This is a genomic window from Frigoribacterium sp. PhB107, from assembly GCF_003751515.1.
GTDB lineage: Bacteria > Actinomycetota > Actinomycetes > Actinomycetales > Microbacteriaceae > Frigoribacterium.
Genome location: NZ_RJKU01000001.1, coordinates 1,472,905 through 1,486,349 on the forward strand (window position 1 = coordinate 1,472,905; position 13,445 = coordinate 1,486,349).

Here is a 13,445-nt window from a genome sequence, read left to right on the forward strand (position 1 = left end):
GAAAACGATTATCAGTATGATCAAGCTATGGACATCGCATCGGGACCCCTCGCACCGGCCTCCGACCTCCCCTCTCGCCTCGCTTCCCGCCCCGACTCTCGCCTCGCGGAGCCGACCTCGGGGACGGTCGCGCGCCTCCTCGGCGTCAGCGCCCACCACGACGGACGCACCGCGCTGCGGGGAGTCGACGTCGACGTGCTCGACGGCCGGCTCACGGTGCTCGTGGGCCCGAACGGTTCGGGGAAGTCGACGCTGCTGGGCGTGCTGGCCGGCACCCACCGCGACGTGGAGGGGCAGGTCGCCCTGCCCGCGTCGGGCACGACGGCGCTCGTCGTCCAGCGGAGCGCGGTCACCGACCGCCTGCCGATCACCGTGCGCGAGACGGTCGCGATGGGGAGGTGGGGGGCGCTCGGTGCGTGGCGGCCGCTCGGGCGTCGGGACCGTTCCGTCGTGGACGACTGCCTCGAGGCGCTCGACGTCGCCGACCTCGCCCGGCGTCCGCTGGCGGCGTTGTCGGGCGGGCAGCGGCAGCGCGTGCTCGTGGCTCAGGGGCTGGCACGCCAGGCCGACCTGCTGCTGCTCGACGAGCCGACGGCCGGGGTCGACGCCTCCGCCACAGCCCTGATCCGAGCAGCCGTCGACGCCGAGCTCGCCCGCGGGGCCACCGTCGTCGAGGCGACCCACGACCACGCGCTGCGCGGGCCGGGCATCGACGTCGTGCACCTCGTGGACGGCCGCCGCGTGGCGTGAGCGCCCTCGCGAAGGACGAGCTACACCCCTGGATCGGCGCTGCACCCCCCGTTCCACGGGTGTAGCGCGGGTTCGGGGGTGCAGCTCGCGCGGCGGCCGCGGCGGCGGGGGGCGGCGGCACCCCGCGGACCCGCACGCACCCTCATGCGCGCAGGAGGGTGTGCGCGGGTGCGGCGGGTGTGGGCACCGCGCGATGATGGTGGGCGTGCAGCGACCGCCGAGTGAACCCGGATCCGACGCCGAACCTGGATCGGACGCCGTCGCCGTCCGCTCGGCCTACTCGTCTCGAGCGGCGGAGTACGCGGCAGCACTCGGCTCGATGAGCGCGGTCCACCCCGCCGACCTCAGCATCGTGTCGCAGTGGGCGGACGAGCTCGACGGACCGGTGCTCGATCTCGGCTGCGGGCCGGGCCACTGGACGGCATTCCTCGCCGGGCGTGGCGGACACAGCAGGGGCAACGGGCACAGCGGGCACGCCCCGCTCAGCTCACTCGACGTCACGGGTGTCGACCCGGTCCCCGCGTTCGTGGAGCACGCCCGAGGCACATACCCGGGCGGCCGCTACGAGGTCGGCACGGCCGAGCACCTGTCGGCACCTGACGGCAGCCTCGGCGGGGTGCTGGCGTGGTACTCGCTCGTGCACCACTCTCCGGACGCGATCGACGGGCCGCTGCGGGAGGTCGCGCGCGTCCTGCGTCCGGGCGGGCGCTTCCTCGTGGGGTTCTTCGAGTGGCCGGCGCTCGAGCGCTTCGAGCACACCGTCGTGACGGCCTGGCGCTGGCCGGTCGACGAGCTGGCGGCACGGCTGGAGGCTGCCGGGCTCACCGTGCTCGGGACGACGACCCGCACCGACCCCGGATCACGCCCGCATGCGGCGCTGATCGCCGAGCACCGCACCGTCCGCTGAACCGGCAGCGCCTGCACAGCCGGCATCGCCCGGGCTCGGACACCGCCGAGTGGACGCGACACCGGTGAACGAGGTGGTGTTCCGGTCACTCGGCGGCGTCAGGGGCAGGCGGCACTCGGCAGGCGGCAGGGGCCTAGAACGTGTGCTCCCGAAAGGACGGACGCCCCGCCGCCGGGTCGGCAGCGGGGCGTCCGAGAGACGATCGGCGCCTAGTACGAACCGGCCCCCGAGGAGGCGGCGGCCGAGTCGGCGAGGAGCGCCCGCGACCCCGAGACGCCCAGGCGCGTGGCGCCGGCGGCGACGTACTTCTGCGCGTCGGCGAGGGTGCGCACGCCGCCCGAGGCCTTGACCCCGAGGCGTCCGCCGACGGTCTCGGCCATCAGCCGGACCGCGTGCTCGGACGCACCGCCAGCCGGGTGGAACCCGGTCGAGGTCTTGACGAAGTCGGCACCGGCCGACTCGGCGGCCTTGCAGGCACCGACGATCGCGTCGTCGCTCAGCGCCGCGGACTCGATGATGACCTTGAGGACGGTCGGGGCCGGCACGGCCTGGCGCACCGCGGCGATGTCCTCCTCGAGGGAGGCGTAGTCGCCGGCGACCGCGGCACCCACGTCGATGACCATGTCGACCTCGTCGGCCCCGGCACGGACTGCCTCGGCCGCCTCGGCGGCCTTGACCGCGGAGGTGTGCTTGCCGCTGGGGAACCCGGCGACGACGGCGACCTTGAGGTCGGCGCCCTCGGGCAGCACGAGGGGCAACATCGACGGCGAGACGCAGACCGAGTACGTGCCGAGCTCGACGGCCTCCGCGATCAGGGCGTCGACGTCGGCTCGGGTCGCCTCGGGCTTGAGCAGGGTGTGGTCGATGAGCCGCGCCGCGTCGGCGCTGGTGAGGGTCGTCTCGGTCATGACACCAGGGTACGGCGGTCGACCGCACCGTTCTGCGCCGCGTCGCCGTCGGCCCGGCCGTCGCGCACCTCGACGACCGAGGCCGTCGGGTGCTGAGCGAGGAACCGGTCGGCCGTGCGGAGCGACATCGCCATCTGCAGCAAGGCGGGGTTCGCCACGACGGCGCTGGGGAACGTCGAGTTGTCGCAGACCCACAGGTTGGCCACGTCGAAGCTGCGGCCGTCGGGGTCGACCACGGCGTCGGCCGCGTCGTCGCCCATGCGGCAGGTGCCGAGGGTGTGCGCCGTCCGGGCCAGGACCCGGATGTCGGTCCCGCCCGCGGCCTCGACGATCGACGTCATCGTGCGGATGGCGTGCTCGTCGATGGCCTGCTCGTTCGGGCCCGCCGTGAACGAGATGCGCGCCTTGGGCACGCCGACCTCGTCGAGCTCGTCGGAGAGCACGAGGCGGTTGTCGTCGCTCGGCAGGCACTCGGCGTTGATGCCGATGCCCGACAGGTGGCGGTAGCCCCCGATGACGTCGGCCAGCTCGTCGCCCCAGAGCCCGCCGCCGCGCACCAGCGTCGTGGCGAGCGTGAGCGGCGGGACGCCGAGGCTCTGGATCAGGTAACCGCCCACGAAGTCGGCGTCGGCAGGCGCCCTCAGGTCTTCGGTGATGATCGACGACGGATAGCCGCGGTGCCCGCGCATCTCGCCCTCGAAGGTGCCCCAGACCTGGGTCGCGCCGTGCGCCATGAAGTTGCGCCCGACCTGGCCGCTGCTGTTCGCGAGGCCGGTGTGCAGCAGCAGGCGCGGGGTCTCGACGCCGCCGGCGCAGAGGAACAGGGCCGCGGTGCGCTGTCGGTGCTCGACACCGTCGTGCACGTAGACGACGGCCGTGACCTCGCCGCTGTCGTCGGTGTCGATGCCCGTCACCGTGGAGTCGGGCCGGATCTCGGCGCCGTGGGCGACCGCGCTGGGGAGGTACGTGACGTCCATGCTGACCTTGGCGCCGTTGCGGCAGCCCTGGTGGCAGCTGCCGCAGCTGACGCAGGCGTGGCGGAGGCCCGCGTGCTCCTGGTGGTGGTCGTGGGTGATGAGCGCCTCGGGGGCGTCGGCCGTGCGGATGCCGACCGCGTCGCAGCCGCGCACCATCATGTCGGCCGCGGCGTTGCGTCCCGCAGGCGGGTACGCGTAGCGCCGCGAGGGATCCCACGGGTAGTCGCTCGGCCCCGAGACGCCGACGAAGGCCTCGACCTGCTCGATGTAGCGGGTGACCTCGGCGGAGTCGACGGGCCAGTCGACGCCCTGGCCGGTGACGGACTTCAGGTGCAGGTCGCGCTCGTCGGGCCGGGGCACGAAGGCGCCCCAGTGCAGGGTGGAGCCGCCCACGCCGCGACCCGAGTTGTTCGGGCCGAACGCGTTCGGGTCGTCGCCGTCGCTGAGGCGCTCGTCCATCCAGTTGATGGCCGTGCCCGCTTCCTCGTCGTTCGTGTACAGCTCGGGGTCGAAGTTCGGCCCCGCCTCGATCGCGACGACGCGCAGGCCGGCTGCCGCCAGCTTCGCCAGCAGGGGCGCGCCTCCCGCGCCGGTGCCCACGACGACGGCGTCGACGACCTCGTCGTGCCCGTAGGTGGTCATGTCGTCGAGCTTCATCGTGCTGCCTCCGTCGGTGCTGCCTGCGTTCGTGCTGCCTCCATGGTCGGTTCCCACGCTTCTCGGGCATCGGCGGCCAGCAGCTGGAAGCCCTGGAACCGCGGACCGTCGCCGCCGTTCGCGTAGCCGTCGTAGCCGATGCGCGACATCGTCGCCGGGTGCGACAGCCACGTGCGGACGAGGTCGACCCGGCAGTCCTCGAACCAGAGCGTCATCTGCTCGGCGGTGAAGTCGTCGGACCGGGGCTCGTGCTCGCCGGCGATGATCGCGGTGACGAGGGCGTCCTGCTCGGCCCGTGACAGGTCGCCGAAGCCGGCCAGCTCGTCGAGCCCGCGGCGATAGGCCTCGGGATCGGGCGGCAGGGCGGCGTTGCGCCAGCCGTCGCCCCGGCCGGAGCCGACCCGGGCGTCGACCCGGGCGGCCAGGTCGATCGCCTGCCGCGGCTCGGGAGCCCGCTGCGGCACGATGCGGTCGCTCAGCACGCGCAGGGTCTGCAGCTGCGCCTCGTCGACGACGACCGGACGGTAACGCGGGTCGTCCGCCAGGACGCGGCGCGCGTGCAGCGCGCGGGTCTGCGTGCTGACCCGCGAGGAGGCGAGGGTGCGGACCACGTCGACGGGCACGACCGGGCCGGTGCCGGCCTCGTCGCGCCAGAGGTCACGGATCGCGGCGGCGACCTCGTCGGGACGCTCGAGGGGCAGCAGGTGACCCGCGCCCTCGAGCACGTGCACCTGGGCCCGCGGGTAGACGCGGCCGTTGAGCTCTCGCTGCGCCGCCTCGCCGAGGTCGCCGTCGCTGCCGCCCGCCAAGATGACGGCGGGCACGTCGAGCACTCCGACCGTCTCGGACCAGTCTTCTCGGCTGCCGCGGTCGAACCAGGCCGTCCAGGCCTCGGCGGAGGCGCGCTGCACGTCGGCGACGGCGGTCGCGTCGGACGGCGGGTCGAGCGGCGCGCCCAGGTTCGCGTCGACGAAGGCACGAGCCGAGGCGGCGTCGATCGCCCCGCCGTCGGCCATCGCGCGCTTCTCGGCGCGGTCGTCGTCGCTCATCGGCTCGGGCGTCGGCGGCGAGGCCGCGAGCAGCACGACGCCGCTGAGGCCGAAGAGCCCGTGCTCGCCGGCGAGGGCCCGGGAGGCCACGACGGAGGCGATCTTGCCGCCCATGCTGTGGCCGACCAGCAGCCACCGGCCGGGCGCGTGGCGCCGGACCTTGCGCACGACGAGCGCCGCCATGGCGTCGACCGAGACGCCGGAGGCGGCGCTCGCGTCGCCGAAGCCGGGCAGGTCGAGCGCGACCACGTCGGCCGTGTCGGCGAGCCGTGCGGCGACGCCGTCGAACTCACGGGCGCTCATGCCCAGGGCGTGCAGGAAGAAGATCGTCGGACGGGCAGCGTCGACGGGTGTGTTCACGGGTGCTCCTCGAGGGGCCTCGGCGCGGTGCCCCCGGGCAGCGGGGGCACGTCGGACACTACGAGGCACCGCCGACACTACGAACGCACGGCTGACCGCCCTCCCAGCCTGCCGCCTCCCGCCGGGGTACGCCTGCCTCCTCGAACTGGGTGTCGGCGGGTTCCCGTGGCCGTCGGCGGGTCAGCGCCGACCCGCCGAGGACGACGGGAACCCGCCGACAGGGATCTTGACCCGCCCGACACGACGGGTACCCGCCGACGTGCAGAGGCCGGGTCGCGGAGGGCCACGCCCGGGTCGCTGCGGCTCAGGCTCGGGTCACGACCGGTCGTGCAGGCTCAGGCGGCAACTGCGGCCGGCAACGCCGCCAGACGTCGCTCGAGCTCGTCGACCGTGCCGAGCCGCCGCTCCGGCGACACGTCCCGCAGGCGCCCGACGAGCCGGCGCGCCGCCGCGACCACGGCGGGCTGGTCGGCGCCGTACGTCTCGACGCCCGCCACGACCGAGTCGACGAGCGACTCGACCGACGGCAGCCCGACGACGACGCGGAGCGTCCCGTCGGCGTCGCGGTGCCCGGTCACGCGGTCGCGTCCGCGCCACACGGGCACGAGCACCGCGGTCGACATGTCGAGCGCGCTCACCGCCGTGTAGGGGTCGTTGGTGCCGGAGGCCAGGCCGCGCACGGCGATCTCCACGAGCTGCTGGAGCGCGTAGCCGACGTCCTGGTGCGGGGTCCGCGACGAGCCGAGCGTCACGCAGGCGCGGATCGCCGTCGCCGTGGCGGACGACGCGGTCGTCGTCGTGCCGACGAGCTCGTCGCCGACGATGACCCAGCTGCCGGGCATCGAGCGCACGTCCACGACCATATCGGCGTCGGCCGCGACGCGGACGAGCCGCGGCCAGTCGACGGCCTGGACGTAGCCGTCCCGGTCGGTGCGCACCGCGGCCGTCGTGCGGGGCGCCTCCTGCGGCTCGGTCTCGACGCGGTCGCCGGGTGAGGCCGGGTAGGCGAGGTCGGCCGCCGTGCGCAGGTCGCCCAGCACCTGCTGCTGCAGCGACGTGATCTGCACCGACGTCGCGATGTGGTGGATGAAGAAGACGAGCACGCCGACGTCGACCACGCCGAGCAGCACGGCTCCGTGCACGGCGAGCAGGGGCACGAACGCGTCGGCGCCGTCGACCTCGGTGTGCACCGAGCGCATCACGACGATCGCGTAGAGGAACGTCGAGGTGAAGGCCGCCAGCACGAGCTGGTTGGCGCGGTCGGCCATGAAGTTGCGGACGAGCCTCGGGCCGTAGGTCGACGACGTCGTGGCGAGCACCGAGATGGTGATCGAGAACGAGGTGCCGGCCACCGTGAGCATCGACGAGCCGATGATCGAGAGCAGCGACCGTCCGCCGCTGGCGCTCAGCGCGTCGAGGAAGGGCAGGCCGACGGTGCCGGCGCCGATCAGGCCGCGGTCGACGGCGACGAGCAGCTCGGCCGCGACGATCGCGACGACGCCGAGCAGCGCCGGGAAGAACCAGAACGACTCCCGCGCGCGGAGCAGGACGGCCCTCACGGGCGGGTCACGAGGGCGGAGGAGGCGCGGACGCGGCAGAGGGGCATGCCCCACACTGTGCCCGGTCGCGACCGCGACGGCCCGGCCCAGGTCGCGCACGCAGACGAGGAGGCGCGGCGCGGCAGGGTGCCGCACCGCGCCTCCTCGACGCTGGTCGGGCCGTGGCCCGGGGGACGGGTCAGGCCCGGTGGGCGCCGTCCCCGTGGTGCCGGGTCGACGTCTCGGCGTCGACGGGCGCCTCGGCCGCGACGTGCGACACGGTGTCAGACGAACCCGAGCCGGAGCCGGAGCCCGCACCCGCACCGCCGTCAGCGCCCGAAGCCGGGTGCGACCGCTCGAGCGACGCGCCCTCCACGTCGACGTCGGGCAGGATGCGGTCGAGCCACTTCGGGATCCACCACGCGGCGTCGCCGAGCAGGTGCATCACCGCGGGGATCAGCAGCAGGCGGACGACGAACGCGTCGACGAGCACACCGAGCGCGAGCCCCAGCCCGATCGACTGGATCATCACGGAGTTCGAGAAGACGAAGCCCGAGAAGACCGCCGCCATGATCAGCGCCGCGGCGATGACCACGGTCCGCCCGGCGTGGACGCCGCGCTGGACGGCGAGCCGCGCCGGCGACCCGTGGGCGTACGACTCGCGCATGCCGCTGACGAGGAACAGCTGGTAGTCCATCGCGAGCCCGAACAGCACCCCGACCATGAGGATCGGCAGGAAGCTCAGGATCGGGCCGGGGTCGTGCACCCCGAACACCGGGCCCAGCCAGCCCCACTGGAACACCGCGGTCACGCCGCCGAACGCGGCGAACAGCGACAGGACGAACCCGAGCGTCGCGGTCACCGGCACGAGGATCGACCGGAACACGAAGATCAGGATGATCAGCGACAGCCCGACGACGACGAGCAGGTACAGCGGCAGGGCCGCGGCCAGCTTCTCGCTGACGTCGATGTTGCCGGACGCGTTGCCGGCCACGCCGAGCGACGAGACGCCCTCGACGTCGAGCGAGCGCAGGTCGCGGACCAGCTGCTCGGTCGACTCGGCCGTCGGCCCGCCCTCGGGCACGACCTGGAACGCGAGCAGGGTGTCGTCGTCCGAGGCGCCGATCGGGGCGATCGCGGCGACGTCGTCCTGGGCGGCCAGCTCGGTGCCGACGCGCACCTGCTCGGCGACGAGGTCGTCGTCCGAGACGGCCTGGTCGAGGTCGGCGACGACGAGCAGCGGCCCGTTGACGCCGGCGCCGAACTTGTCCTCGACGATCTTGTACGCCTGGTAGGCGCTCGAGTCGACGGGCTCCGACGACCCGGCCGGGAGGCCGAGGCGCATCGACAGCGCGGGGATGGCGATGATCAGCAGTACGGCGACGCCCGCGATCAGCGTCAGCACGGCACGGCCGGTGCCCATCGGCTTCGACGGCACCTTCACGGCGCCGGTGCGGCCGACTGCGGCACGCGCCTTCTTCGTGAGGATGCGCGGGCCGACGAGGCGCAGCAGCGCCGGCGTCAGCGTGATCGCGATGAGGATGGCCACGAACACGCAGACCGCGCCGACGGTGCCCATCAAGCCGAGGAACGGGATGCCCGTCAGGTTCAGCGCGAGCAGGGCGATGAGCACGGTCGAGCCGGCGAACACGACGGCGTTGCCGGACGTGCCGTTGGCCAGCCCGATCGACTCGTCGAGCGGCACGCCCGCCTTCAGCTGCGTGCGGTGCCGGTTGAGGATGAACAGCGAGTAGTCGATGCCCACCGCGAGGCCGAGCATCACGCCCAGCACGGGCGTGACCGAGAGCATCTCGACGGCGCCCGAGAGCGACAGCGAGGCGAGCACGCCGACGCCGACACCGACCAGGGCGTTGAGCAGGGGCAGGCCGGCGCCGATCAGGGTGCCGAGCATGACGAACAGGACGATGGCGGCGATGATGACGCCGCCGACCTCGCCCGGGCCGAGGATCTCGGGGATCGTCGCGGCGATGTCGTTCGAGACCTCGACGTCGACGCCGGCGATGTCGGCGTCCTCCAGGTGCGAGACGACCGCCTCCTTCGCCTCCGAGGGCACCAGGTTGAGCGCCTTGTCGAACTGGACGGTGGCGACGGCCGTGGTGCCGTCCTCCGACACCTGGCGGATGCCGGACGAGAGGTCGAGCAGCGAGGCGCCGTCCTCGAGCGTCTTCTCCTGCGTCTCGAGCTCGGAGAGGCTCGAGTCGAGGGTCGCCTGCTGCGTGTCGATCTGCTGCTGACCCGCGGTGATCTGCGCCTGCTGAGCGTCGAGCTGCGCCTGCGCCGCGGCGAGCTGGCCGGCGGCCGCCGCCTGGGCGCGCGCGGCGTCGAGCTGCTGCTGGCCCGCGGTGAGCTGCGCCTGGGCGGCGTCGATCTGCGCCTGGCCGGACTCGATCTGGCTGCGGCCGTCCGTGATCTGCTGGCGACCGGAGTCGATCTTCGCCTGCTGGTCGGCGAGCTGTGCCTGCGTGGCGAACGGGTCGACCGTGCCCTTGACGTCGTCGAGGTCGGTCATGCCGCCGAGCAGCGAGACGATGTCGGCCTGCTGGTCGGCGCTGAAGGCGCTGTCGTCGCTGGTCGTGAAGACGACCGAGCCCGTGCCGCCGCTCGCCTGCGGGAATTTGTCGGCGAGCTGGTCCGACACCTCCTGCGTCTTCGTGCCGGGGATGCTCACGGCGGTGGTCAGCGTGCCGCCGAAGAGGGCGAACGAGCCGCCGGCGAGGCCGAGCACGACGATCCAGGCGGCGATCACCACCCAGGCGCGTCGGGCCGACAGCCGGCCGAGTCGGTAGAGCAGGGATGCCATGGGCGGTCGTCCTCCTGGTGGTGCGGTGGGCCGGTGGTCGGTCCGTGGGGTGGTGGAGCCTCGCGTCGCGTCGTCGGGAAGGAGGTGGGGTCGGGCAGGTCGGGGCGGTGGGGTCGGGGTCGGCCTGGGGTCAGGCAGGGGGCGCGTAGCCGGTGCGCACGCTCGTCACGAGACGATCGAGCAGCTCGGCCCAGACGGCCCGGCCTTCGTCGTCCAGGGCGCCGTCCGTCCGGCGCACCCAGTGCTCGGCGATGACCGCGATGCCGTGCAGCAGCGAGCTCACGAGGAGCTCGACGTCAAGCTGGTCGACCGCGATGCTCCGTCGGGCGGCATCGGCGGCGAGGTGTTCGGTCGCGCGGGAGAAGACGTCCTGCACTCCCTTGTTTGCGCCGTTCGCCTCCGCGTCGCCGTCGAGCACGCGCCACAGGTAGGCGACGACGGCCGGCAGGTCGATGCTGCGGAGAGCGAGCACCACCTCGTCGAACAAGGAGGAGCGGGTGCCGGCGACCTCGGAGGTCGCCACGGCCGTCGTGGCCGCCCGGAACTCGTCGATCGCGTCGGTCAGAGCCGCCGTGCAGAGCGTCATCACGACCTCGTCGAGGCTCGCGAAGTGGTTGAAGATCGTGCGGCGCGACACGTCCGCGCGGGCGGCGAGCTCGTCGACGCTGAAGCGCGGGGCGCCCTGCTCCGCGATCAGCGCGTCGGCCGCGTCGAGGATCGCCTGACGGTGCCGCGCCTTGAGGGCGGCACGTCGGTCGAGGGCGGGGGCGGTCGAGGGCACCTGCCTACACTAAGTGCAGCGACGCACTCGGTGCACGGCGCCCAGGTGGGGAATCGCTGGGAACTTCGGCCGACGCCTCAGCGGCCGAGGGCCCGGGCCAGGTACGGCGCCGTGCGGCTCGCGCCCGACTCGGCGACCTCGCGCGGCGTACCCGTCGCGACGACCTGCCCGCCCGCGTCTCCCCCGCCGGGGCCGAGGTCGATCACGTGGTCGGCGGCCGCGACGACGTCCATCGCGTGCTCGACCACGACGACCGTGCTGCCCGCGTCGACCAGCCGCTGCAGCTGCGCGACGAGCAGCTCGACGTCCGCGGGGTGCAGGCCCGTCGTCGGCTCGTCGAGCAGGTACAGCGTGTGGCCGCCGCGCATCCGCTGCAGCTCGGTCGCGAGCTTGATCCGCTGCGCCTCGCCGCCCGACAGCTCGGGGGCCGGCTGCCCCAGCCGCAGGTAGCCGAGGCCGACCTGCCGCAGCGTCGAGAGCGCGCGGGAGGCGGCCGGCACGTCGCCGAGGAACCCCTCGGCCTCGTCGACGGTCATCCCGAGCACGTCGGCGATCGTCGCGCCGTGCCAGGTCACCTCGAGCGTCTCGGCCGTGTACCGCGCCCCGTGGCACTCCGGGCAGGGCGCCCAGCTGCCCGGCAGGAAGAGCAGCTCGACCGTGACCGAGCCCTCGCCCTGGCAGACCTCGCAGCGACCGCCGACCACGTTGAACGAGAAGCGCCCGGCGCCCCAGCCGCGTGCCCTCGCTTCGTCGGTGGCCGCGAAGGAGGCGCGCACCGCGTCGAACAGGCCGGTGTACGTCGCGAGGTTCGACCGCGGGGTGCGTCCGATCGGCGCCTGGTCGACCTGCACCACGCGGTCGACCAGCGGGTGCTCGGTCGCCCGCTCGGCGAGGACGCCGCCGACGAGGCTCGACTTGCCCGAGCCGGACACGCCCGTGACGGCGGTGAGCACCCCGAGCGGCACGTCGACGTCGAGGGCACGGAGGTTGTGCCGGGCGACGTCGCGCAGCTCGAGCCACGCTGACGGGACGCGCGGGGAACGGGAGGCGGGTGCGTCCTCGGCGGTGTCGCGCGCCTCCTCGGTGGCCTCGCGCGCCTCCTCGCCGTCGCGCCACGGGGCCGACGGCGCGCGACGCGGCGCGAGGAACCGACGGGTGACCGACGCCTCGACGTCGGCGAGGCCGTCGACGGGGCCGCTGTAGAGCACCTCTCCTCCCCCGGTGCCGGCGCCCGGCCCGACGTCGACGACCCAGTCGGCGCGACGGACGATCTCCATGTCGTGCTCGACGACGAACACGCTGTTGCCCCCGGCGCGGAGGGCCTCGAGCACCTCGACCAGCGACTCGGCGTCGGCCGGGTGCAGGCCCGCGCTCGGCTCGTCGAGTACGTAGACGACGCCGAAGAGCCCGGAGCGCAGCTGCGTCGCGATCCGCAGCCGCTGCATCTCGCCCGGCGAGAGCGTCGGCGTCGCGCGGTCGAGGCTGAGGTAGCCGAGCCCGAGGCCGGTGAGCACCTCGACCCGCGACAGCAGGTCGCGTGCGATGGTGACGGCCACCTCGGTGCCCTCGCCCGAGGAGGCGCGCGAGGTCGCCGCGGTCGCGTGCGCCAGCGAGGCGGTCGGCCGCAGCACCTCGGCCACCTCGGACAGGGGCAGCCCGTTCAGCTCGGCGATCGTTCGCCCCGCGAAGGTCACGGCGAGCGCCGCGCGCGTCAGTCCGGTGCCGCCGCAGAGCGAGCAGGGGCCCGACTCGACGAACTGCAGCACCTTGGCGCGCTGCGTCTCGCTCTGGGAGTCGGCGAGGGTGTGCAGCACGAAGGCCCGGGCGCTCCAGAACCGGCCCTTGTACGGCTTCGCGACACGGTCGCGCTGCGGGACGACCTCGACGATGGGCTGCTCCTCGGTGAAGAGGAGCCAGTCGCGGTCGGCCTTCGGCAGCTCGCGCCACGGGCAGTCGATGTCGTGGCCGAGCACGGCGGTGACGTCGCGGAGGTTCTTGCCCTGCCAGGCGCCGGGCCAGGCGGCGATGGCCCCCTCGCGGATGCTGAGCGAGTCGTCGTGGACCGCCGACGCCTCGGTGACCTCGTGGGCGGTGCCGAGCCCGTGGCAGCGCGGGCAGGCGCCGGCGACGGTGTTCGGCGAGAAGGAGTCGGACTCGAGCCGCTCGGCGCCGGCGGGGTAGCTGCCCGCGCGCGACCAGAGCATGCGGGTCGAGTTCGAGAGGGTGGTGAGGGTGCCGACGGTCGACCGCGAGCTGGGCGCGCCGCGGCGCTGCTGCAGGGCGACGGCCGGCGGCAGGCCGGTGATGGACGCGACGTGCGGGGTGCTGCCCTGGGCGATGAGTCGGCGGGCGTAGGGCGCGACCGACTCCAGGAACCGGCGCTGAGCCTCCGCGAAGATCGTGCCGAACGCGAGCGACGACTTGCCCGAGCCGGAGACCCCGGTGAACGCGACGATGCGGTCGCGGGGCACGTCGACGTCCACGTCGCGCAGGTTGTTCTCGCGGGCGCCTCGGACGCGGACGAAGCCGTCTGTGACCGCAGCATCCGGTGCGGCCACGGGAACGTCGGCAGTCGCGTCGGCGGGCACGGCGACGGTCGCGTCGGCGGGTGTCGAGGAGGCGCGCGAGCGTGAGGAGGGCATCCGGGCGATGGTAGGCGGTGCTGCGGCAGCGGGTCCGGGTCGGCGGGTGCGCGGG

At 73.9% G+C, this 13,445-nt stretch carries 9 protein-coding genes; 2 read left to right on the plus strand and 7 right to left on the minus strand.

Features of this window, described 5'->3' with window-relative positions; all coding sequences use genetic code 11:
- The first annotated feature begins 27 nt into the window (after positions 1-27).
- Positions 28-750, plus strand: coding sequence for a zinc ABC transporter ATP-binding protein AztA (gene aztA, locus EDF18_RS06855; RefSeq protein ID WP_123546957.1), 723 nt, complete (start codon positions 28-30; stop codon positions 748-750).
- A gap of 319 nt (positions 751-1,069) precedes the next feature.
- The gene (locus EDF18_RS06860; protein WP_233569011.1) at positions 1,070-1,657 is read left to right on the plus strand and encodes a class I SAM-dependent methyltransferase; all 588 of its coding nucleotides are present in this window, start codon (positions 1,070-1,072) and stop codon (positions 1,655-1,657) included.
- A 209-nt stretch (positions 1,658-1,866) separates the two neighbouring features.
- On the opposite strand, the gene deoC is transcribed toward EDF18_RS06860, so the two are convergent.
- The 7 genes from deoC to EDF18_RS06895 all read right to left on the minus strand — a co-directional run bounded on the left by deoC (position 1,867) and on the right by EDF18_RS06895 (position 13,390).
- Positions 1,867-2,565, minus strand: coding sequence for a deoxyribose-phosphate aldolase (gene deoC, locus EDF18_RS06865; RefSeq protein WP_123546959.1), 699 nt, complete (start codon positions 2,563-2,565; stop codon positions 1,867-1,869).
- Positions 2,562-4,199 carry a GMC family oxidoreductase gene (locus EDF18_RS06870; RefSeq protein ID WP_199732343.1) on the minus strand — a complete coding sequence of 546 codons (1,638 nt, stop codon included), beginning with the start codon at positions 4,197-4,199 and terminating at the stop codon, positions 2,562-2,564. Before EDF18_RS06870 ends, deoC begins: the two co-directional genes overlap by 4 nt.
- Positions 4,196-5,608, minus strand: a complete 1,413-nt coding sequence (locus EDF18_RS06875) for an alpha/beta hydrolase (RefSeq protein ID WP_123546960.1) — start codon at positions 5,606-5,608, stop codon at positions 4,196-4,198. Before EDF18_RS06875 ends, EDF18_RS06870 begins: the two co-directional genes overlap by 4 nt.
- A 335-nt stretch (positions 5,609-5,943) precedes the next feature.
- Positions 5,944-7,302 (minus strand): DUF2254 domain-containing protein, encoded by a 1,359-nt coding sequence (locus EDF18_RS06880; protein ID WP_158614636.1) that lies wholly within the window; start codon positions 7,300-7,302, stop codon positions 5,944-5,946.
- 43 nt (positions 7,303-7,345) lie between these two features.
- Entirely contained in the window at positions 7,346-9,967 is a 2,622-nt protein-coding gene (locus EDF18_RS06885; RefSeq protein WP_123546962.1) for an MMPL family transporter, read from the minus strand.
- Between the two features lie 130 nt (positions 9,968-10,097).
- Entirely contained in the window at positions 10,098-10,748 is a 651-nt protein-coding gene (locus EDF18_RS06890) for a TetR/AcrR family transcriptional regulator (RefSeq protein ID WP_123546963.1), read from the minus strand.
- Between the two features lie 77 nt (positions 10,749-10,825).
- Positions 10,826-13,390 (minus strand): excinuclease ABC subunit UvrA, encoded by a 2,565-nt coding sequence (locus tag EDF18_RS06895; RefSeq protein WP_123546964.1) that lies wholly within the window; start codon positions 13,388-13,390, stop codon positions 10,826-10,828.
- Between the last annotated feature and the right edge of the window lie 55 nt (positions 13,391-13,445).

Excerpts from the sequence above, each read along its gene's own strand:
- aztA (WP_123546957.1), top strand. The coding sequence starts at position 28 with ATGGACATCGCATCGGGACCCCTCGCACCGGCCTCCGACCTCCCCTCT.
- EDF18_RS06860 (WP_233569011.1), top strand. The coding sequence starts at position 1,070 with ATGAGCGCGGTCCACCCCGCCGACCTCAGCATCGTGTCGCAGTGGGCG.
- deoC (WP_123546959.1), bottom strand. The coding sequence starts at position 2,565 with ATGACCGAGACGACCCTCACCAGCGCCGACGCGGCGCGGCTCATCGAC.
- EDF18_RS06870 (WP_199732343.1), bottom strand. The coding sequence starts at position 4,199 with ATGAAGCTCGACGACATGACCACCTACGGGCACGACGAGGTCGTCGAC.
- EDF18_RS06885 (WP_123546962.1), bottom strand. The coding sequence starts at position 9,967 with ATGGCATCCCTGCTCTACCGACTCGGCCGGCTGTCGGCCCGACGCGCC.
- EDF18_RS06895 (WP_123546964.1), bottom strand. The coding sequence starts at position 13,390 with ATGCCCTCCTCACGCTCGCGCGCCTCCTCGACACCCGCCGACGCGACC.